Origin of the sequence: Microcoleus vaginatus HSN003 (assembly GCF_022701255.1) — a bacterium.
Taxonomy (GTDB): Bacteria; Cyanobacteriota; Cyanobacteriia; order Cyanobacteriales; family Microcoleaceae; genus Microcoleus; species Microcoleus vaginatus_B.
Window position 1 is genome coordinate 628,273 of the sequence record NZ_CP031705.1, and the last position, 21,698, is coordinate 649,970.

19 protein-coding genes and 1 pseudogene are annotated in these 21,698 nt (G+C 44.4%); 11 read left to right on the forward strand and 9 right to left on the reverse strand.

Going from position 1 to position 21,698, the window contains the following annotated elements:
* Positions 1 to 73: 73 nt before the first annotated feature.
* Both D0A37_RS02725 and D0A37_RS02730 read right to left on the reverse strand, forming a co-directional pair.
* Positions 74 to 1,066, reverse strand: a complete 993-nt coding sequence (locus D0A37_RS02725) for a DUF1822 family protein (RefSeq protein ID WP_242720735.1) — start codon at positions 1,064 to 1,066, stop codon at positions 74 to 76.
* Between the two features lie 51 nt (positions 1,067 to 1,117).
* Entirely contained in the window at positions 1,118 to 1,798 is a 681-nt protein-coding gene (locus D0A37_RS02730; protein ID WP_242720738.1) for a sigma-70 family RNA polymerase sigma factor, read from the reverse strand.
* A 538-nt stretch (positions 1,799 to 2,336) separates the two neighbouring features.
* On the opposite strand from D0A37_RS02730, the gene glgA reads away from it, so the two are divergent.
* Positions 2,337 to 3,812 (forward strand): glycogen synthase GlgA, encoded by a 1,476-nt coding sequence (glgA, locus tag D0A37_RS02735; RefSeq protein ID WP_242720740.1) that lies wholly within the window; start codon positions 2,337 to 2,339, stop codon positions 3,810 to 3,812.
* 681 nt (positions 3,813 to 4,493) lie between these two features.
* Complete coding sequence (locus tag D0A37_RS02740) at positions 4,494 to 5,543, forward strand: Fe(3+) ABC transporter substrate-binding protein (RefSeq protein ID WP_242720743.1); 1,050 nt, start codon at positions 4,494 to 4,496, stop codon at positions 5,541 to 5,543.
* Between the two features lie 65 nt (positions 5,544 to 5,608).
* On the opposite strand, the gene D0A37_RS02745 is transcribed toward D0A37_RS02740, so the two are convergent.
* The gene (locus D0A37_RS02745) at positions 5,609 to 6,130 is read right to left on the reverse strand and encodes a pentapeptide repeat-containing protein (RefSeq protein WP_242720746.1); all 522 of its coding nucleotides are present in this window, start codon (positions 6,128 to 6,130) and stop codon (positions 5,609 to 5,611) included.
* A gap of 231 nt (positions 6,131 to 6,361) precedes the next feature.
* Positions 6,362 to 8,068 (reverse strand): ABC transporter permease, encoded by a 1,707-nt coding sequence (locus tag D0A37_RS02750; protein ID WP_242720749.1) that lies wholly within the window; start codon positions 8,066 to 8,068, stop codon positions 6,362 to 6,364.
* Between the two features lie 126 nt (positions 8,069 to 8,194).
* On the opposite strand from D0A37_RS02750, the gene D0A37_RS02755 reads away from it, so the two are divergent.
* A complete protein-coding gene (locus D0A37_RS02755) occupies positions 8,195 to 9,283 on the forward strand; it encodes an ABC transporter ATP-binding protein (protein ID WP_242720752.1) in 1,089 nt (362 codons plus the stop codon).
* Positions 9,284 to 9,358: 75 nt separating this feature from the next.
* On the opposite strand, the gene D0A37_RS02760 is transcribed toward D0A37_RS02755, so the two are convergent.
* Positions 9,359 to 9,694, reverse strand: a complete 336-nt coding sequence (locus tag D0A37_RS02760; protein WP_242720755.1) for an element excision factor XisI family protein — start codon at positions 9,692 to 9,694, stop codon at positions 9,359 to 9,361.
* Between the two features lie 396 nt (positions 9,695 to 10,090).
* Between D0A37_RS02760 and D0A37_RS02765 the strand changes: the two genes are divergently transcribed.
* Entirely contained in the window at positions 10,091 to 11,206 is a 1,116-nt protein-coding gene (locus D0A37_RS02765; RefSeq protein WP_242720758.1) for a DUF4238 domain-containing protein, read from the forward strand.
* Between the two features lie 220 nt (positions 11,207 to 11,426).
* Here D0A37_RS02765 and D0A37_RS29285 read toward each other — a convergent pair.
* Positions 11,427 to 11,540 (reverse strand): annotated as a pseudogene (locus D0A37_RS29285) (Uma2 family endonuclease); the annotation flags it as partial.
* 276 nt (positions 11,541 to 11,816) lie between these two features.
* The gene (locus tag D0A37_RS02775) at positions 11,817 to 12,587 is read right to left on the reverse strand and encodes a TerC family protein (protein WP_242720761.1); all 771 of its coding nucleotides are present in this window, start codon (positions 12,585 to 12,587) and stop codon (positions 11,817 to 11,819) included.
* A 338-nt stretch (positions 12,588 to 12,925) separates the two neighbouring features.
* On the opposite strand from D0A37_RS02775, the gene psaM reads away from it, so the two are divergent.
* Positions 12,926 to 13,021, forward strand: a complete 96-nt coding sequence (gene psaM, locus D0A37_RS02780; RefSeq protein WP_190660159.1) for a photosystem I reaction center subunit XII — start codon at positions 12,926 to 12,928, stop codon at positions 13,019 to 13,021.
* 285 nt (positions 13,022 to 13,306) lie between these two features.
* A complete protein-coding gene (locus D0A37_RS02785) occupies positions 13,307 to 13,723 on the forward strand; it encodes a slr1601 family putative cell division protein (RefSeq protein ID WP_242720764.1) in 417 nt (138 codons plus the stop codon).
* A gap of 226 nt (positions 13,724 to 13,949) precedes the next feature.
* Here D0A37_RS02785 and ctpA read toward each other — a convergent pair whose 3' ends face one another.
* On the reverse strand, positions 13,950 to 15,185 hold the full coding sequence (gene ctpA / locus D0A37_RS02790; protein WP_242720766.1) for a carboxyl-terminal processing protease CtpA: 1,236 nt from the start codon (positions 15,183 to 15,185) through the stop codon (positions 13,950 to 13,952).
* Between the two features lie 1,423 nt (positions 15,186 to 16,608).
* Between ctpA and D0A37_RS28855 the strand changes: the two genes are divergently transcribed.
* Positions 16,609 to 16,971, forward strand: a complete 363-nt coding sequence (locus D0A37_RS28855; RefSeq protein WP_278187145.1) for a calcium-binding protein — start codon at positions 16,609 to 16,611, stop codon at positions 16,969 to 16,971.
* 175 nt (positions 16,972 to 17,146) lie between these two features.
* Here D0A37_RS28855 and D0A37_RS02800 read toward each other — a convergent pair whose 3' ends face one another.
* Positions 17,147 to 17,308: a hypothetical protein gene (locus D0A37_RS02800; protein ID WP_242720768.1), complete on the reverse strand. Its 162-nt coding sequence runs from the start codon at positions 17,306 to 17,308 to the stop codon at positions 17,147 to 17,149.
* A 571-nt stretch (positions 17,309 to 17,879) separates the two neighbouring features.
* Here D0A37_RS02800 and petB point away from each other — a divergent pair.
* The 4 genes from petB (at position 17,880) to D0A37_RS02820 (ending at position 21,529) form a co-directional block, all read left to right on the forward strand.
* Complete coding sequence (gene petB / locus D0A37_RS02805; protein ID WP_006633252.1) at positions 17,880 to 18,548, forward strand: cytochrome b6; 669 nt, start codon at positions 17,880 to 17,882, stop codon at positions 18,546 to 18,548.
* Between the two features lie 183 nt (positions 18,549 to 18,731).
* Positions 18,732 to 19,214 (forward strand): cytochrome b6-f complex subunit IV, encoded by a 483-nt coding sequence (petD, locus tag D0A37_RS02810; protein ID WP_242720771.1) that lies wholly within the window; start codon positions 18,732 to 18,734, stop codon positions 19,212 to 19,214.
* A 336-nt stretch (positions 19,215 to 19,550) separates the two neighbouring features.
* Positions 19,551 to 20,894, forward strand: a complete 1,344-nt coding sequence (locus D0A37_RS02815) for a PIN domain-containing protein (RefSeq protein ID WP_242720774.1) — start codon at positions 19,551 to 19,553, stop codon at positions 20,892 to 20,894.
* Between the two features lie 56 nt (positions 20,895 to 20,950).
* The gene (locus D0A37_RS02820) at positions 20,951 to 21,529 is read left to right on the forward strand and encodes a type I restriction-modification system subunit M N-terminal domain-containing protein (RefSeq protein ID WP_242720777.1); all 579 of its coding nucleotides are present in this window, start codon (positions 20,951 to 20,953) and stop codon (positions 21,527 to 21,529) included.
* The last annotated feature ends 169 nt before the right edge of the window (positions 21,530 to 21,698 follow it).

Below are 21,698 nucleotides of genomic sequence, written 5' to 3' on the forward strand. Positions count from 1 at the left end.
TTATTGTGGGCTGGGCATCCTGCCCGCCCAAGTTCAATTTCCATGCTGAACAACTTATGGCAAGCGAGCCGCTTTAGGCGGCAAAATTCTCTGCAATACAGAGTTCTTTCAGTTTTACCACAACGCTGAAACATTCTCCGCGATCGGCGGCAAATTCTAGAGTCATGTAGCCGTTACCGCTGCCGGCGCAAGCTTCCATGACAGTTTTTCCCTCGCCGTCGATGACTTTCAGAGTCAGATTGAGCGGCAAGCTGTCTGCCCCGCCGGCGGGATGCACCTGTACTTTAATATTAGTTTCAGTATCGGTTTTTGGTTCGATCGCCACCAGCAAAGCTACCGCTGGGGCTGGTTTTATTACACCCCTCCAGAAATTAGGTTTTCCCTGAAAATAGTCGAGGGTTGCTGATGCTTTTTCCGAGATATCTGGTGTCAGATGGATTATCTTGCCCCGCACGACTGCGCTGCTGTAACGAAAAGCTAAATGAGGTTCTTTTGGCGCTAAAATATCTTCTACAGACTGCCAACCCGCCTCAAAAATATTGTGCACCCACTGACGCAGTTGTACAGTTTTTCGGCTGCGTTCCAGACAATCCAAATGTTGGAGAAATTTGTCAAAACTTTGCAATTTATCAATAGCTAAATCGCCAGCGCTTGCAGTTTTCATAAATCCCAGCAAAGTAGCTTCTTGTCGCTTTATATCGATCTCAACTGCTACTAAACCAATGCGATCGTCCGGTATTTCCAGCGGAATGTAACAAAACTTGCCAGACTTCAGAGGTCGGCATTCCAAATGACCGAGTTGAGTTAATTTCAAGTCGGCTGCATCGGTGTAAAGGCGCATGGCCGCGTTCCAACTGTCGCTGGCATTCAAGTCTGTGGGAATGTCCATCATTTCCATGTAATCTTTCACTGCACATACAGCTAAAGTGTTGAAATAAACTTGCTCTTTTTTTTCCGGGGATGTCACTCCGTCAAGATTTGAAAACTTCTGTGCCAGCCGCAGGGCTGCGGCGGTAATGGGCAGGGGAATAGATTTTTCTCTGATATTTTCGGTGCTGTTATTCATCACGGTTTTCCTTTTTGACAGATGTTTTTTAGGACAGGAGTTGTCCTGCCTTTATTCCAGATATCCTTGATTTTTGGCAAAATTTCGCAAGCGGGGCAGACATTCTCTTTTATAAAAATTGGGGGCGGTTGACGGCGGCAAGTTAAATTCAAGAGCAATGTTTTTCCAGGGAGTCTCCGGGGGAAGACGCCTCAGAATTAAGGTTTGGCAAGTGACATCGGGGCGTTCTTTGATGTGAACGCTTCTCAATTCCCCCTCCGGATCTGCCCGCACCCATTTTTTTGTCTCTTCTAGGATGGCTAGGGGACTGTCAGAATAAGTCGGCGGGTTTTCGATATTATTGATCAGGTTAATTTCTGCTGAGTCTTCTGAAATCAACGGTAAATCACGTCTAACTTTTTCCTGCGTTTGTTCGAGAGTAAAGTCTTTCAGTCGCATCTTGAGATATTTGTCCAGCCAAGTAATGACGCTGCCCAGATTGCGATCGTAAGGTTTGTTTGCGGTGTTGGCTTCGCAAACATTGCGACAAAAATACACCCAAGTTTGCTGTAAAGCATCATTGTAATGAGGCGTGTCTTCTTGCCAAAGTTTGCCGGATTTTACAATCAGCCTCACTATCTCGCTGAGTTTTTCCCGCCGCATCAAGCTTTTGGGCGGATGCGAACAAGCTTCAGCAACTAGCTGTTGGAGTTGTTGGTTTAAATTGTTTTCCTTATCGTTGGTGTCGGGCATCGGCGAGGGCCTCCTTAAGAGTCTCTGGATGAATGCTGGACACGGCCTTTGCTGGTTTAAATTCCAAGATAGAATCCCTGATTTGATTAGTTATGGACGCATTTCAAGGTAATTGTGTCATTGGCAAGTGAAACGAAGAATCTCAAACCCTTGTAACACCGCCCTTGAATGCGTAAGTTCTGTTGATGTTTGGCAGCCGAACAGGTGCTCTGTGCCAATCAGTTATCAGCATCGTGCGAGAAAATTTCGCGCAAATTCGGCAAAAATTTTAAAAATATTTAGTTGACAAATGCCAGCAAATGGGGTACTAAATCGATTTTAGATTGAACTCACGGATGCGTCCTCTGCCTCCTCTGCGGTTTAAATAATTCAGATGTGAGCGGAAACGATATCACCCATTGCCCGAATCTGCCCCAACATCCGCTAGCTGCGCGTATTTCCCTGTATTCCTAATGGCTGACTTGCTTATTTGCCGAGAACTCATATACTTTGTCAAGTTAAGAAAATATTTTTTTGATTCATCAGGAGCGAGAAAAAAATGTACATAGTACAAATTGCCTCGGAGTGCGCCCCCGTCATCAAAGCAGGAGGTTTGGGCGACGTAGTTTACGGTTTGAGTCGGGAGTTAGAGAATTCCGGCCACTGCGTCGAGGTTATTCTACCCAAGTACGACTGCATGAGGTACGACCACATTTGGGGACTTCACGAGGCCTACCGGGATCTGGCTGTGCCCTGGTACGGCGGCGAAATCCTCTGTGATGTCTTGTGTGGCTGGGTGCACGGGCAGTTGTGTTTTTTCATCGAACCTCGCTCTCAAGATAACTTTTTTAATCGCGGCTGTTATTACGGCTGCAATGACGACAATATGCGGTTTGCTTTTTTCAGCAAAGCCGCTTTGGAATTTTTGCTCAGAAGCAACAAGCGTCCCGATGTGATTCACTGTCACGATTGGCAAACTGGTTTGGTTCCAGTCATGCTGTTTGAAATTTACAAATACAATTGGATGGAAAATCAGCGAGTCTGCTATACCATTCACAATTTCAAACATCAAGGCATGGGAGGTAGCGATATTTTGCAAGCAACGGGTTTGAATCGAGAGGATTATTATTTTGAGTACGATCGCCTGCGAGATAACTTTAACCCTTTTGCTATCAACTTTATGAAAGGCGGCATTGTTTACTCGAACTTTGTCACCACGGTTTCGCCGCACCACGCTTGGGAAGCTCACCTCGGCGAGTTTGGCTACGGTTTGGGCCACACTTTGCATTTGTATCAAGAGAAGTTTCGCGGGGTGCTCAACGGCATTGATTACGATGTGTGGAATCCCGAGACCGATGGCTATATTCCGCACCACTACACTCAGGAGGATTTGGCAGGAAAAGCCAAAACTAAAAAAGCTTTGCGCGATCGGCTGTTCCTGCGCGATGCTGACAAGCCTATTATTACGTTTATCGGTCGTTTGGACGACCAAAAAGGCGTTCATCTCGTCCACCACGCAATTTATTACTCTCTGAGTAAGGGAGCGCAATTTGTGCTTTTGGGTTCCGCCACCGAAGCGGGAATTAATACGCATTTCCAGCACGAGAAACAGTTTTTAAATGACAATCCCGACTGCCATTTAGAACTAGGTTTTAATGAGGAACTGTCGCACTTAATTTACGCCGGGGGGGATATGATTGTGGTTCCCAGCAATTACGAACCCTGCGGGCTGACTCAGATGATCGGGTTGAGGTACGGTACTGTTCCTGTGGTGCGGGGAGTTGGCGGTTTGGTGAATACTGTGTTCGATCGAGATTACGACACCCGCCACCTCCCGGAAGAACGCAACGGTTACGTGTTTTACCAAAGCGACTACGGCGCTTTAGAGTCGGCGCTCGATCGGGCGATCGGATTGTGGTATGACTATCATGATGAATTTGAAGAACTCATGCTTCAAGGCATGAATTGTGACAATTCGTGGAAATATCCAGCTAAAGACTATGTGGAAATTTACGAGCTAATTCGACACAAATAATCCGTAGGGTGTCCAGTGTGTACCTTATTAAGGGTTCGCACTGCTAGCCCGCTTGTTGGTGGCTGTTGATCCTGGTTGCGAAGTCGGACAGTTGATACATGGCGGTAACGCGAATCGCTTGGGAGATGGCTCTTGCTTTTTTTTTGGGAGTGCGAGGTTGTTTACTGTCTGCCCTTTGAGGGCAGACAGTAAACAACCTATGGGGGATATGGCTGGGGAGTTTTTGGAGATGTCTATTGCAAACAAGTGTTGTGATACCTAATCAGCAACAATCTGTGTCATAAATACGCTCCTGAACGCATCAAAACCTTCATAAGCAAATTTTTTGACGTTGCATAATAGCGGCATGATTTTGATTTTTGTGTGGGATGGGCCCAGGAGCCCGAAGGCGTGTATTTTCAGAGCAGGCGGGACACCCTACAATAATCATCTTCAAATTGTGCAACGCCAATTTTTTACCTAATCTGCGGGCTACGACAAAGTTTTTTCGTAAAAAAAACTGCCGATTCAGCGAAGTCGAGACCGGATTTCTCAGCACCAGTGCGTCAGCCCTAAAATAGTTACGCTTTTGATCATCAAATAAGAATTACTTGCATTAATATAGTAAAGCAATGACTATAGATGGCTGTAGATGCACCATCGTGTCAAATACCAGATGAAAAAATCTATCATTATAGAACCATGAGCATTTCTCGGCGTATTTTTCTTGCCAGCGGTACCGCAATGGCTGTCGTGGCAGTGGGGGAATTAAGTAAAACAGCCCCAGTAGTAGCCCAAACGGGCACCCTCAACCTTTATTCAGCACGTCACTACGACACTGATAATGAGTTGTACCAAAGCTTCACCAAAAAAACTGGGATTAAGGTTAACCTCGTTGAAGCGGATGCTGACCAACTGATTGAACGGATCAGAAGTGAAGGTGCTAATAGCCCCGCTGATGTTTTCCTCACCGTTGATGGTGGGCGTTTGTGGCGGGCCAAACAAGCAGGTATCCTGCAACCTGTTTCTTCAAAAGTCCTGACATCGGCAATTCCAGCAAGTTTGCGAGATCCTCAAGGTTTCTGGTTTGGTTTATCGCGCCGGGCACGGGTGATTGTTTACAACAAAAGCAAGGTGAACCCCGCCCAGTTGTCAACCTATGAGGCGCTGACAGAACCTCGCTGGAAAGGCAAAATTTTAGTGCGATCGTCCACTAATATCTATAATCAGTCTCTGGTTGGGGCTATGTTAGCTGCTCATGGAGCTCAAAAAACAGAAGCTTGGGCGCGAGGATTGGTGGCTAATTTTGCCCGTCCTCCAGAAGGAGGTGATACGGACCAAATCAAGGCTGTTGCTAATGGGGTAGGCGATATTGCCCTTGTTAATACCTATTATGTAGCTCGCTTAATGAAATCGAAAGATCCAGCAGATCAGGCACTCGCGGCGAAAGTAGGTGTATTTTTCCCGAACCAGCGCGATCGCGGTACCCACGTCAATATTAGTGGTGCTGGTGTAGTCAAAACCTCCCGTAACAAAGCAGCCGCGATCAAATTCTTAGAACACCTAGTCACTCCGGAAGCGCAACAAATTTTTTCTAGGGGTAATTACGAATACCCTGTGATTTCAAATGTGGCGATCGATCCTGCAGTTGCCAGTTTTGGTACATTCAAATCTGACCCTCTCAACCCTGATGTGTTTGGGAAAAATAACCCCGAAGCTTTAAAGATTGCCGATCGCGCCGGATGGAAATAGAAGCTTTTTGAACAAGAAGCTAGTCTTTGTGATTCGGCGGTTGAAACCGCCGAATCGAACCCGGTTTAATTTTTAATTTTACCATCCGGCATTATAGCGCCTTTCAGGTTTGCCCCTGTCAGGTTCGCCCCTGTCAAATCAGCACTATTTAAGTCAGTTTCACTTAAATCGGCATTACTAAGATTGGCATTATTCAGTTTTGCCCCTCGCAAAAAAGCCCCCTTGAGATTTGCATTACTCAAATCAGCCTTTGTGAGATCAGCGGCAGATAAACCTGCTTTTTCCAGAGAAGCACCTTTTAAATTTGCACCTTTGAGATTGACGCTATCGAGTAAGGCTTCATTAAGTTTGACCTTTTCTAGCACAGCACCTTCCAAGTTAGCACCATTGAGATTAGCGCTTGTTAAATCCAGGTCGCTTAACTTAGCGCCAGTTAGATCGCAGGCTGGACATTGCTTAGTTTTTTGCAATGTGTCGAGGGGGGTTCCTGCCTCTTTTTGGCATCCAAACGTGACAAAAATAGTAAGTAGTAAGAAAGAGATTGTGCCAGTCGTGCGGGTAAACATTGCTGAATTTCTATTAATCATCTTGATTTATGAAGGAAAAAGGAAGAAGGAAGAAGGGTTGATACATTCTCCTGAAATCCGCCAGGGAATTTATTCCCTGTCTAATAGCTAAAGTCGGTTTCAACCGACTGAAATCCTAGCTGTATAGTCGTCTTCAGACGACTTTCGCTATGAGACAGTGGTTTCAACCCCTGCCGGACTATAGCTTTAAAAGAATCAATCACCTCTGCAAGCAGGGAAGAGATTTGGCGGTTATAGTGTTGAAGACTTGCGCGATCGCGCAATTTTCCAACTTAATAAAATAACAGGTAACATCCCCACTAAAACAATTGCCAATGCTGGGCCAGAAGCTTCAGCCAATCGCTCATCTGAGGCAAGTTGATAAGTTCGCACCGCCAAAGTATCAAAGTTAAAAGGTCTAATAATTATAGTAGCAGGTAACTCTTTCATTACATCAACGAATACTAACATCATGGCCGTTAGTAAACCTCCGGTCATCATTGGTGTATGAACTGTAGCTAAAGTTTGCATCGGACTATAACCCAAACTTCTCGCCGCATCATCTAAATTAGGCTTGATTTTGCTCAAACTTGACTCCACCGCATTTAAAGAAACAGCTAGGAAGCGCACTATATAGGCAAATACCAAAGCTGCGATCGTACCGCTTAACAACAAGCCTGTAGAAATCCCGAATTTCTGGCGCATCCAACTATCAAATAGATTGTCAATTTGACCAATGGGAACCATAATCCCCACTGCAATCACAGAACCCGGTACAGCATAGCCCATTGCCGCAACTCTCGTTCCAAACTGCACTCCTAAATTAGGATATAACCGTAAACCATAAGCCATAATCAAGGCAATAACTACGGCTAAAATTGCTGTCAGGGTGGCTAAAATTAAACTATGACGGGCAAACATCCAAAAACGTTCATCTAAGGTTAGTTGCCAATTCGCTAATGTCAACTTGACTAAAAGACTTGCTGGCAATAAAAAACCAAAAAATAGTGGCAGAAAACAAGCAATTATCGCTAAAACATCCCGGATTCCTTTAAGCTGATAAGTTTGCAGTTGGCGATAGCGACTGCTAGCTTGATAATATTTAGTCCGACTGCGCGACCAGCGTTCTAATAAAATTAAACCCAGAACAAATAATAATAGCAGGGCAGCTAATTGATTGGCTGCAATTCGTTCTCCCATGCCAAACCAAGTCCGATAAATACCTGTGGTGAATGTATCAACTCCAAAATACTGCACCGTGCCATAATCGTTGAGAGTTTCCATCAAAGCAAGTGCTAAACCTGCTACAATTGCGGGTCTTGCCATTGGTAAGGCAACGGTAATAAAACTCCGCCAAGGACTACAGCCAAGTATTCTACTAGCTTCTAGGGTACAAGTGGATTGCTCCAAAAATGCAACTCTTGTTAATAGGTAGACATAGGGATATAAAACTAAGATTAGCATTAAGATTGCTCCTGGGAGCGATCGCACGTTAGGAAACCAATAGTCTCCATAACTCCAGCCAAAAATATAACGCAAAGCACTTTGAACTGGGCCGGAAAAATCTAAAAAGTCTGTATAAGTATAAGCTAGGACATAAGCTGGGGCAGCTAAGGGTAACAGTAATGCCCATTCAAATATGCGACTGGCCCGAAAGCGACACATTGTTACTAGCCATGCACATCCTACGCCAATCACGACAACACCAAAGCCTACGCCGATCATTAACAATAAAGAGTTGACGATATAACGGGTTAAAACTGTATCGGTTAAATGTTGCCATGTATCTTTAGCTTCAAAAAAGATACTGGATAAGACACTGATCACTGGTAGGGCGATCGGCAATGCTAAAGCGATAACAGCAAGTGTCCACCCACTAGCCGATAGACCGCGTAAGGTCGATAGCCATTGGATTGTCCTGATTCCTGTTTGTTGTAGTGATTGTTTGGAATTTTTCATCGCTAGTAAATTGTCTAGCTTGCTACTTTATCAGTATGTGTAAACATTTGTCAAGTCTTTATGACAATTTATATCACTAAACTGGTTTATTGTAGAATAGTAAGTTGTTGATTATTTATAGCAATAATGGCTCGACCGATAATTCTGCATTTGGATGGTGTAACAAAACAGTATTCCCAAGCAGCATCACCTGCGGTGGCATCTGTTACCCTGACTTTACATCAGGGAGATATCCTGGGGTTGTTGGGGCCATCGGGTTGTGGGAAAACAACGTTGCTGCGGTTAATTGCTGGTTTTGAACAGCTACAAGCAGGGACGATCGCTCTAGCCGGAAAAACTGTAGCCAGTGTTAATATGTCAGTCCCGCCGGAACAGCGAGACATTGGTATGGTGTTTCAAGACTATGCACTATTCCCCCATTTGACAGTCGCGAAAAATGTAGCTTTTGGCTTAACGCATCAAGGAAAAGAGTCAAAGCATAATATTCAGAAAGGTGTCACCGAAGCATTAGCGCTGGTGGGATTAGAAGGATTGGAAAATCGTTATCCCCATGAATTATCCGGGGGTCAGCAACAGCGAGTGGCGCTGGCCCGTGCTTTAGCGCCTAGACCTGCGATTATTTTACTAGATGAACCCTTGAGTAATTTAGATGTACAAGTACGGTTAAGATTGCGTCAGGAAGTCCGCGAGATTCTCAAAGCAACGGGAACTTCTGGTGTATTTGTCACCCACGATCGCGAAGAAGCACTTTCGATTTCAGATTGGGTAGCGGTGATGCGTCAAGGCCAATTAGAACAGTTTGGCACTCCAGAGGAAGTTTACCGAGAACCAGCATCTCGATTTGTGGCTGAGTTTGTGACGCAAGCTAATTTTCTTTCTGCATCGCTAAAGCAGGATTTTTGGGAAACCGAAGTAGGCTGTTTTGCTGTTAAAGGAGATTCATTTGTAAAAGTTCCTTGTGATGCTTCTACTGAAGGAGAATTGATGATCCGGCAGGAAGATTTAAGTTTATTCTTAGATGAAGATTCGGCTGTTGTGATTTGCGATCGCCAATTTTTAGGCCGAGAAAATCGTTATTGTTTAAAAACTCCTTCTGGCGAAAAGTTATATGCACTCACAACCACAGGAAATGTTTTTCCCATTGGTTCTAAAGTTCGGTTATCTTGTGGTGATAATTCTCCCTTAGCTTTCTTTGTCGGTAAGCCTAGGCCATAGCTAATGACTAATTGCTAATTGGGAAAAAATCCTCCCCCTTTTCCCATCTCCCAGTTTCCCTCTCTTCCTTCTTCCTTATACTGTCTGATACGTTTTCTGTCTATCGCTGTTGTCAGGGAAGGGGCTAGTCACGATATGCTCTGCTTTTATACCCGCTGCAATCAGCGCTTGGCTTAGACCTTCCTCGAAGTTATCATCTTCAATTACAACTTGATTATCGACTAAACGAGCATGAAACAGAATCGTGTCAATCCAGCGCTGTTTATCCCAGCCTGTAGCCAGAACCAGAAAGTGACCAGAATCGACATCACAGACGGGGTAAAGCTGGATCGCCTGTAAACGGGGTTGGGCGCGAGTTGCTTCTTGCAGGGTTTTTTTGAGGATGTCTGCATAGCTTAGTGAGTTATCCATTGGAGAATCACCTCTTGATTTGGTTCGTAAACTAAATAATTCGATAATTTAGGTTAAAAAATATAAGTATGAATCTTTTGAACTCCCATTTGTTGTGAATGTCGCTGATTATAAAAGTAAATGTTCTAGTATCTAATAAAGATAGCTTTTTTCAGTGCGACGAGTAAGAGGTTTGAGTCGGAGCGTGCGTCGAACTCTATTGAGAAAAAGAGATTCGGATGGGGACTAATAAGGGGTTGACATACATGGAAAACTTGCGGTATTTTGTGGTTATATGATGTATTGTACCGCATCGGCGATACAATTATAATTTATGCGACTGACTTGCTTGTTAGGATATATACCCAGGCTATTTGGTTGGAGTTTAGCCTCGTATGTAGTAGGTGAGAGTTGTTAATGAGTACGAAGAAGCAGCATTTTGTCCCACAGTTTCTGCTTAAGCCTTGGGCTTGTGATGGGAGCAAAGGTAAAAAAATCAATATATTTGATATGGAGAGGTCTCAGTGGAGATATAATCAACCAGTTAGAGACCTCTTCTCACAGAACTATTTTTATGGCAAAGACAACCTAGTCGAGAATTTGCTAGCTGAAAAGATAGAGGGACCAGCTTCAAGCCTAGTAAATAAAATCGTCAGTGGAGATTTTAATATAATCAGGGAAGACCTATTAACTTTGCACAGATTTATTTTATCTCTATACTTCAGAACGCCTGAAGCTAGTGAAAGAGTGAGTGGATTCGTCAATTCGCAATTTGAGTCCATAGTGCGAGAGTGTCTAAGTTTGAAGGGAATTGATCCAGAAGAGGCAAGTGCTGGAGAATTCAAGTTTAACCAGGATAATTTAGCCTCTGAAATTACTCTTAATGGGGTGCTTCTTGCTGAGCTTTTAGGAGATTTGGAATATCATATTATCAAAAATGAAACTTCCTCAGAATTTTATATATCTGATCATCCCCTATTTATGTACAACTGGCTTTACCGCGAGCTAGAAGATCCTGCCGTCACAAGTATTACCGCCAGTGGATTGCAAATTTTTCTTCCAGTGTCACCAAAAATAACACTTTGTCTGTACGATCCAAAAGTATATAAATATGGGCAGAGAACTTCAGTAACTTGCATTTCTAATGATAGCGATATTGAAATCTTGAATTCGTTCCAAGTCATCAGCTCAGATTCGATAATAGGGTTTTATTCTACAGAAAGCGAGGCTCATATAAGACAGTTATATGAAAGATACAAAAATATTAAACTGCATCAGCATGAGAGTGGTATGTTGTCAACCAAGAAGGAAGGTAAAGGAAAAATAAGATCGACGCATTTTGTTTTTACACGACAAGCCAAATTAAAGAAAATGCCTTCATTCATAAAAATTAAGAAAAAATCTAAAGGCTCTGCGTCTTCTTATCAAGAAAGAGATCCTGAGCTATCTGCAAAACACATGGAGTACCTAAGGTTTATAAATGAGCAAAGACAACGTAGTATTCTTGAATTAGATCAAGGCGGCGATCATTAGACATCTCCGAAAAAGAATCTAAAACCCTTGCCCTATGTAGAAAAGGTTACTTGCAGCCGCTCAACCGGAAGGTTACACTTTTTCCCGATAGATGAAACGCGATCGCCTGCAACTCCTTCTCATCCCTCGCCCTCTTCCCCATCTCCTCAAAAAATACAGCAGCCACCAAGGCTAAAATCAGATCCGGATCGATCGCCTGCGATCGCCAATATGCCGCCAACCCCCTCAGCAACCAATTCCCCTCGCTATCCCACCAGCCTAACCATTGCTGAGTCTGATTTTGATAACTGCCTTCCCAGGGGCCCAATTGTACTCCTATAAGTTCGATCAGGTAGTGATATCATTTCCAGTTACAACGGAATGATGTTGACTGTTGACGGTTGACTGTTGACTGTTGAGAGTGAACAGTCAACAGTCAACCGTCAACAGTCAACTCGAATTTACTATTCCGATGCTAACAGATTTGATATGAAAGAAACGATCTTACAAAATAAAAGCCTTTCATCCCCGGACTAAAGTCACCGGGATGAAAGGCCTTTGTACGTTTTCACCAGCCTTCAATCTTGTTGGTTTGACAGATTTAAGCTAATTTTCTTCAAATGAAAGTATGTTAAATTTCGGACTTTTGTCCTTGCGATTCTGGCACGGCAACTTCTGAATCCGGCTGATTGAGAGCCATTTCTAGAGATTTTGCAATCTCGACTGGTTCGGGAGTACGCTTAGAAAATCCCCAGACAAACATCAAGACGATACTGGAAACTAGCAGCCATTGGGGAGGAACTAAATCTGGATCAATTACTTTCACCAACAACCGCATTCCCACGAACCCAACTGTGATGTAACCAGCACTTTCTAGGTGAACGAATTCATCCAGCCAGCGGATGAACAACCCGGCCATGAATCGCAGGGCAATAATTCCAATAGTAGCACCTGTTACGACGATAAAAGTGTTGTCAGAAACGGCGATCGCAGTAGTAACGCTATCCAAGGAAAACGCTAAATCCGTAAAAGCAATCATGGGAATTGCTTGCCACACAGTCGCAAATCTGGGCCCGTGATGTTCTCCTTCGGAGTCTGTCTCTGAAGTAAAATGTTGGAAAACAAGCCACAGCAAGTAGAGAGCACCAAGCAGTTCAAACTGCCAGTATTGGATCACCCAGGTAGCCGTTAAAATTAGGGCGATCCGCAGTACAAAAGCAATTATCAAACCAACGTTGAGAGCCTTTTGCTGGTCCTTGGCATCTTCCAAACCTTTAGAAATAGACGCCAGGGCGATCGCGTTGTCAGCCGAAAGTACAGCCTCCAAAGCCACCAAAACCAACAATAATAAAAAGCCGTCAACTCCAAAATTGGGTGAAGCGTCGAGAAATTGATCTAGCATTAACTATTTTGTGCACCTAAAATTGGCAAGGGTCGAGCGCAGCGCAAATTACGCGCTCTGTCTAACATTAGTGTCACCTTCACTTAAATCTTAACCTAACGCGGTAATTGTGTGCGAGGCGATCGTCCCAACAACGTCCGAAGGAAGCAGTCCCAGGAAACAAGGAAAAATTCTCCCCCTCCGACACTCAAAAACAGCGCCACTGCGTCACTGCGCCACTGCGTCACTCCTTCCCGGAGGCAGCATTTGTGTTGCAAGTTGTAACAAATGATTCCCAAAAGTGCCAATTTGTCTCAAATTGGTGAAAGCTCGTACGCGCGAAAAGGAGTTTTGCGAATATGTCTTTAACAGATACCCAAGTCTACGTAGCGCTCGTAATTGCTTTGATTCCCGGAATCATGGCTTTCCGGCTGTCAACTGAACTGTACAAATAGTTTCCAGACATCAGTTGCGAACCGCACAACGCCTGCCTGACCAGTTAAATCTCTCGCTTTACAGATACAGACAATTGCTGCCCCAGTGCAGTAGATTGTTTGTGTTCAGCAAGACGACACTGCAAGGGCAGGCATTTTTATGGGAAAATTCCGTCTTCAGGCGTCACCTTTGTCTCAACAATTTTGGTTGTCAGCACCCTGACAAACAGCGGCGAGTGTGCGTTAAGCTCAGAATTTGCTCTGTTGAACTCTAAAACGTCAGTCTCAGGTATTTGAAAAAAAATTATGCAAGCGATTCAACCCCCCGTTACCCCACTGCGTCCTGTAAAAAACTCCCCTCGGGTTACTCCTCGTCGCAGCAGCAGCCGCCAGCGTTCCTACCCTCACCAAACCCTCGCGGCCGAAACAGGCGTCAAGTTGGCGGTCAACATGGTACTTTCAGTCTGTGCCACTTCTGCTTTGCTTCAGCTTTTGCCTCACTACCGGGCGGTGCAAGAAAAATTGCACGAAATCCAAGCTGAAGTCAATCTTACCCAAGCGCGAGTAAATCAGTCGCGATCGGACTTTAACCGCTACTTTGACCCTAGTCTGGCTAAAACTGTGATGCAAGAGCAAAGCAACCAAGCTGACCCGCAGCAGCGTCCGGTGATTTTGCAAGAAGCCCAGGTACCCGAAGCCGACGACTCAACCCCGCAACCTTAAGGAAAGGGGAGTTTTGGGTTTTGATATCACGTCCGATGTGCATCATTAGTTTTATGTCATTGCTTCGCACAGCGAAGAATGACAGATGAATCTGTCGGACGTGATATCACTTTGAGTTAAAGAGTTTTTAGGATGATTCTTGTCTGTCCTTGCGAACGAAACGCAGAGACAGACTTAGACCTGTCTATTGACGCCCTGCTGCAAGCTCAAAACTTCAAACTCGGGCTTATACTGACTTTGCCAGCACGGTTTTTTCTTTCAGTAGTTGCAGTGCAGCTTGATATTGCAAGTCTGCTGCGGTTCCAATCTGATCACGCGCGATAGGTTCCAAAGGCACTACGCGATCGGGCGAAATCCCCAGCTTGTTAATATCTTTATGGTTCGGTGTCTCGTACTTAGCAACAGTCACGGCCAACCCGGAACCGTCAGACAAATCAAACAGCGACTGAATCAGTCCTTTGCCAAAAGTCTTTTCTCCTACCAGTTGAGCTCTGCCGTTATCTTGCAAAGCACCAGCCAAAATTTCGCTAGCACTGGCACTTCCCTTGTTCACCAAAACAATCAGCGGATCGTTAGTTAGGGCTTCTCCAGAGGCTTCAAAACTGCCCAGAATTCCTTGTCTGTTCACCGTGTAGACGATCGTCCCGGAATCGAGCCACAGGCGGGCAATTTCAATCCCTGCTTGCAACAGTCCCCCTGGGTTGTTTCGCAGGTCGAGAATGTAGGCGGTCGCTCCTTGTTTTTCCAAGCGGTCGATCGCGCGAGCGACTTCCTCAGTGGCGTTAGCGCTGAATTGACTCAGGCGAATGTAGCCCACAGGTAAATTCTCCGGCGACTGCAATTCGGCGTAAACCGGATTCAGAGCAATGCGATCGCGCACTAGCTCAATGTCCTCAGCAACGTCCCTTCCCTCGCGCCCTAAGGTCAAGGTAACAGCAGTGCCGATGCGGCCGCGCATTCGAGTTGCAGCCTCGTCTAGGCTCAAGTCTGAGGTGGGAGTGCCATCAATTTTCAGAATGCGATCGAGGGGTTGGATGCCAGCTTTATCCGCCGGTGAGCCGACCAAAGGAGCCACCACTGTCAGGCTATTTGTCTGGGGGTCGATCGCAATTTGCAGCCCCACTCCCGTCAATTCTCCCGAAGTGTTGACCTGCAAGCTGCGGTACTGTTCGGGTTTCAGCAGTCGAGTGAACGGGTCGTCTAGATTCGCCAGCATCCCCTGAATCGCCGTGTAAGTCTGCTGTCTGTCGTTGAGCGGTTGTTTAACGGCTTTTTCGCGAATCGACCACCAATTGTGATTGTTGAAGCTGTCATCCACATAAGAGCGATTGACAATTCGCCAAGCTTCGCTCAATAGCTGCTGTTCTGGAGTTAGGGCCGCCGCAGGCCCGACCCACCCGCCTAGAACCAGGGCGACTTGGAGGAAAAGTAAAATCGCAATCTGGAAAACTCGTCTGTGCATGATTGTTCCGTAAAATACCAGTAAGTATTACATTTTATGTATTTTACGTTTGTAAGCTGGGAAAGCTGTTGCAGATTTAACTCGCCTTTTGCACGATCGCGGGCCTTCCGCTGGCACTTGTAATTGACATACTCACGCCCGCTAAAGCAACGGTGATTCTTGACACTTCGCTCAGATGTGCTAGCAAGCCAGTCTTACCTTCTCTCCATGTCCGTTTTAAGTCTCCCAATGCCCTACGGCGACTTTTCTGTTTTGTACGCAACTAAAATACTTGTTTGCTTTTAGGGTTGGACTTCCATTGCCCTTTTTGCTTCCCCTGTTTCTGATCGCAACTCTGACAGGACTTTCAACCAAGCTGTTTATTTTGGAGTATCTCAAATCTGGGCGGGTCTGTGACCAATCCTATTTTGACACAAAGCCGTGCTAGAAGCACGGGGTTTTAAACCCAATTTTCCGATAAGCGATCGGTCGTCGATGATATTACGCGATCGTCTCAGGAATAGGGCGCGATTCGTTTGCGCTTTTGGCTGGCGCGACCCGCGAGGGATTGCTTGTAAACCTTGTTCCACTCTCCGCAGCGATACTAAAGCACCACCTGAGTATCTCGATTAGGACTTAGGCATCGGAGTCGAGAAACCGGGTTTGATGTACGAAAAGACGGGTTCTCACCCACAGATTCGGTAAAAAACCCGGTTTGTGAGTCTCGGAGTACGTCCAGGACTATCTGTCTGGATGCAACAAGATTTAGTGTTCACGGGGTGACAACGCTGTCAAAACGTCCGTATCATCAGGAACATAGCCCTCAAACCCCTCTGAAAAAATGGTAGCTTGTTCCGTCTTATTGCCATTAATTCCTCAATCATTTTTTCACAACCTTCTATTCCTATTACCCAATAATGACCATACAATCCCATCCAACAACTACTAGGTCGGCGTATAGTTCGCGGTTTTTGTGTTAGGATTCCCACATATTTTTGAATACATTCTTTTGAAGTTATTTGCCTTGTAAAGTGGCGCAACTGTACGCAAAAGCTATCAATAAAATTAAACTTTTCAAGCGCTCAGTAGAAGCGTGACTTTTTTCAAAATTATAGCCTCCGGTTTTACAATCTTTGAACATAGCTTGGATTCCACTCCGACATTTTAATGTGGCGACAGCTTCTTTCAGACTTCCTAAATTTGTGAGCAGATACCAACCTTCGTCTTCCCCATGACCTCTATATCGACGCTGACAATAACCTGCAATATCAATTTGCCCAACCCTTTTGGCTTCCTAACGTGAACATCCTTAAAATAAAAGCTACTACCTGGCATTAAACCTAAATCACTTAACCGTTTAAAAATTTATCCTTCTTCAATATATCGCCCCTTTTGTATTCTTAAAAAAAACCTTACCTTCTTTTCGTCTAACCATGAGTATCGCTTGTTTGGTGGCAGCAACAACGACGTGCTAAGGGGCGGCAAAGGTAACGATCGCCTGTTTGGAGAAGGTGGCAATGACACTCTAATTGACTTAGATAATGACTACATCAACGCCAATGCAGGAGACGATTTGCTGGAGGGAAATCAAGGCAGCGACACCCTGATTGGCGGGCCAGGTAATGACCTCATATCTGGTTACAGCTTTTCATCAACTGGAGAACAAATCGATCATTTAATCGGGCAAAGGGAAGCTGACATATTTGTTCTCGGTTCGTTAAATGCCCGCCGTTACCTCTTCTATGGCGGTGAAGGTCGCCATGCCATTATTCAGGATTTTAACCTGGGCGAAGGCGACAAAATTTAAATCGTTGGTTTCGTACAAAATCGTAACGGTTCTCGCTTTTTCTCTTGCCGGTTTGAATCTTATGATGACGGTACGAGACGGGGAACTCGGATATTGGCCGGATCGGATTTAATCGCCGATGTTCAAAATATTACTGATGTGAATCTATCAGATTGCGCGATCGTTTCGACTGGCTTTACACCGCCATCGCGAGACTTTCCATCCTTCCCGTCTCTTCCTGAAATTCCCTTTCCGATACCGCCGCTTCCCTCTCCTTTCTCGCCACTGCTGCCAGTTTTTGTGGAAAGTTTGCCTTCTTTTCAATTGTGATAGGACTTTTACGGATGGGCGCAATCACCGGCTTTTTTTACGAAAATATGCAGGTTGCAGCCAGCAGATTTTGTTAGTAAAGACTGAAGTCCTTACTACCAACCAAGATTCGGTTGTACGATCGAACCGGTTCGGGTTACTCGACTGACATTGAGGGCGTTTGGGGCAGAAAGTGAAGTTTTATGATCGAGATGAAATTGGGCCTCTCCCGGCAAACCTGTTTCCGGCTCGGACTGCTTTCTGTAGCTCAGCCCTCCCCGCATACGAGCTTGGGCGGATGTTGAGATTCCTAAAAAAGCCTTTTAAGTGTCCAAAAAGCGATCGCGTGCGTGAAAATTGCACGGCAATTATGTTACATTTTTTATCACAGTCTGGAATTCGATCGGGCAACGCCAGCGAGTAGGGACAAGCCACCGCTTAGTTTCCCAGGGCTTGCAGGCGATCGCACAATAGAGTTCCTTTCGTCAGCTCCAAATTTAAAAAATAGCCTCAGGCATTTGCTAGTAAAAGCAAGCTGCTCGGCGCGGGGCGACAAAAAACCTTGTGGCTGCTGCCCTGAACCTCAACCACAGCAATATTCTTTTAGGAATTCTGGCTCCATGTTTTCTAAACAAATCACCGACTCAAAAACCTACCAGTGGTTTGAGGAACGCCTGGAAATTCAGGCGCTCGCCGATGACATCACTACAAAGTATGTACCCCCGCACGTCAATATTTTCTACTGCTTGGGCGGAATTACTTTAGTTTGCTTTCTGATCCAGTTTGCCACCGGCTTCGCCATGACTTTCTATTACCGTCCCACGGTAGCAGAAGCTTTTTCTTCAGTGCAATACCTGATGACTGAAGTCAACTTCGGCTGGCTGATCCGCTCCATCCACCGCTGGTCTGCGAGCATGATGGTACTGATGATGATTTTGCACACCTTCCGGGTTTACCTGACCGGCGGCTTCAAAAAGCCTCGCGAGTTAACCTGGGTGACAGGAGTAATCTTGGCAGTCATCACTGTTTCTTTCGGCGTGACCGGCTATTCGCTGCCTTGGGATCAAATCGGTTACTGGGCAGTTAAAATCGTTTCCGGCGTCCCCGAAGCTATCCCGTTTGTCGGTTCTTTGATGGTTGAACTGCTGCGTGGCGGTGTCAGCGTCGGTCAAGGCACTTTGACTCGTTACTACAGCTTGCACACTTTTGTGTTGCCTTGGCTGATTGTAGTCTTCATGCTGGCTCACTTCTTGATGATTCGCAAGCAAGGTATCTCTGGCCCGTTGTAAGTTTTGAGTTGTGGGGGCGGTATTTTTTTTGCCCCCCGCTGAATTTTGAGTTGAAAATTCATAATTCATCACTCATGATATTTATTTACGGCTAACACTTCCTGCGATCGCGCCGCTGATTCAAACTAACGAATACAGCGGAATGGCAGCCCCGGGTAAAATTAAAAGGAGAACACTGTTACTATGTCTATTCTCAAAAAACCTGATTTGAGCGATCCCGCGCTCCGCGCTAAGCTCGCTAAGGGCATGGGTCATAACTATTATGGCGAACCAGCTTGGCCTAATGACTTGCTCTACGTTTTCCCTATAGTCATCATGGGAACGTTTGCTCTGTGCGTCGGTTTGGCCGTACTAGACCCCGCTTTGGTTGGGGAACCTGCTAATCCTTTTGCTACTCCGCTGGAAATTCTGCCGGAATGGTATTTGTGGCCTGTGTTCCAACTCCTACGCGTTTTGCCTAACAAATTGTTGGGTATTGCTTGCATGGCGGCTGTTCCTCTTGGCTTGATTTTGATTCCGTTCATTGAGAGCGTTAACAAGTTTCAAAATCCGTTCCGCCGCCCTGTTGCGACTACTGTTTTCCTCTTGGGAACTGCGGTAACTTTGTGGTTGGGTATTGGTGCTATTTTCCCGATCGACAAATCTTTCACACTGGGTCTTTTCTAAGATTTAAGTTTGCTTGATTTTGACGCCTGCGGGTTTCCTGTAAAGTGCTTTTGTACTGGTGGGAAACTTTAGCGGGCGTCATTTGATTTTAGGTTTTAGATTTTAGATTTTAGATTTTAGATTTTAGATTTGGGATTTGGGATTTGGGATTTATGCTCAAGGTGGGCCGCAGCAGTTGATAATGCCAGCAGCTCTGAAGGTGTAAGCGGTTGAGAAGTATGGTAACGTGCGGGAAATTGCTCGCTTATTTGGCGGGGCAGATAAATTGAAGCAGGCAGTGGAGCAGTTGCAGAGTTTATTGTATTCGGCTTAGGAGAAGTGAAAGGAGTTGTAATAATGTCCGCAGAACAAAAACCAATTTGTGTAGTAATTGATACAAATATATGGTTGCAAGAATCTAGTCTTTTGATGCGAACGGCTATGGGTTCGGCATTGCTTTACATCCTCAAACAAAGTAATGGAAAAATAGGTCTACCGGAAATTATAGAAGAAGAGCTTACGAGAAATATTGTTGAAAACGGACTTAAAGCCATTGAACAAATTAATAAAGGATTTAAATCTATTGAAGTAATTATGGGCTTTCGCGATTCTTATGAAGTACCGAATAAAGCTCAATTAGAAGCTGCTGTTAAAGAAAGGTTGACCGATTTGGAGGACGTAATTATTGGGCTTTTCTTTACGTTTGAACACGCTAAATCAGCACTAAGGAGAATTAATGAAAAAACTCAACCTAATGGAGACAAGAATCAGCAATTTAAAGATTCAGCTATTTGGGAAGCAATATTAGAACTTTCAGATTCACATACAATATATTTTATTAGTGATGATAACGCTTTCTTTAAAAATAGAAACAAGCAAACTGAAGAACTAGCGGATAACTTATTAAATGAGTGTAATAAAATGGGAGCCAAGGTATCTATTTATAACAATATTGCATCCTGCCTTAAGGCTCTTCAACAAGACGTACCATCACTTGACTATTCAAATATTATTTTAACTATTGATAACCTTATTAATAGTGGATTAAGACGAGAATTAGCTACGGAAATTGGATTTGAAATAACTACACTAGCAGTTGAAAAATCATCACTTTCAGCATTTTTTACAGAAATAAATGGCAAGTTAGCATTAATTTTTGAACTTTGTTACCACTGTATTGATATACAGAATAATGGCGAGATCGAAAGGACAGAAGCTCTTTTAAGAGCCAAAGGAGATTGCTTGTATGAAATTGATACTCAAAAAATTTCTGATATAAAAATGGATCGGGAAAGGATCTACTGGGTAGAGCCAAGCGGAGAAGCGGGTAGACGAGGAGTTGTGTATGCTTCTGCTACTATTACTATAGGAGGAAGTGAGCAAGTTAACTATACTTTCAGAGAACCCGTTGATTTTATCCGCTCTCCAGACTTAGACAGGAAGAAGCGAGTAGATAAATTCCGCACGAAGCAAGATTTTTTTAAGCAGTATAGTACACAGCAAAGGGCAATTTTAGAAATATTTTTAGAGAAATATATTGAAACGGGGTTTTCTGTATTTCAGAATATTATCGGTTCAATTATAAAGTATCCTGAATTTGCTCAATATGGTGATGCAATTAAAATAATAACACTGTTTGGAGAACAAGAAAAGTTAGAAAAAGCACTAAATCAATTACAAAATCTTTTGTACTCAGTCTAGTAGATGTTTTCTAAGAGTTCTATTTCTAAGTTTGATTATTTTAATTTTCTCTCAAAATGCCCAAACGCACTACATCTCAAACCAATAAACCCGTCACCACTGCTCAACGCCTCGGCAGCATGATAAAGTCGGCGCGTGACATCATGCGGAAAGATAAGGGAGTGAATGGGGAATTAGACCGTTTACCCCAATTCACTTGGATTCTTTTCCTCAAGCTATTAGATGATGCGGAAAATATCAGAGAAGAAGAAGCCTTTTTAGAGGAAAGAGTTGATAAGTACAAACCGCTGATTGAATTTCCGTACCGTTGGCGTGATTGGGCTGCTGATGATGAAGGGATGAGCGGCGATGACTTGCTGAAATTCATTAACAATGATGAGGTGACGCTGCGGGACGGGACAAAAAGCCCTGGTTTATTCGCTTATTTGTGGAGTCTTCAAAGTCAAACAGGGCGCGATCGCAAAAAAGAAGACACTAAAGATTTGCTTTCTCTAGGCAACAATCTTACTTTCTCCCAACTGTCAATTACTCAAGAAAATAGTGCAACTTTCTTCCGTTGGCTGACCAACGGAAAAATTTTCGCATCTCTAAATGGGGTATCCTCCACTCTAATTAATGTCGCCCATTTTGGCTAAATTTAATAGCAAGTAGTCGCACATAACTACGGGTTATGTGCGACTCTCAGAGATTAGGGCTAATACTTTAGATGCAGAAAGTATATCTACTTACCAGAAATCGTTAAAAATTCCCGTCAATCTCCGGGAAAAGGCTAGACTTGGCTGCAGACATATTCAGTAAAACTAT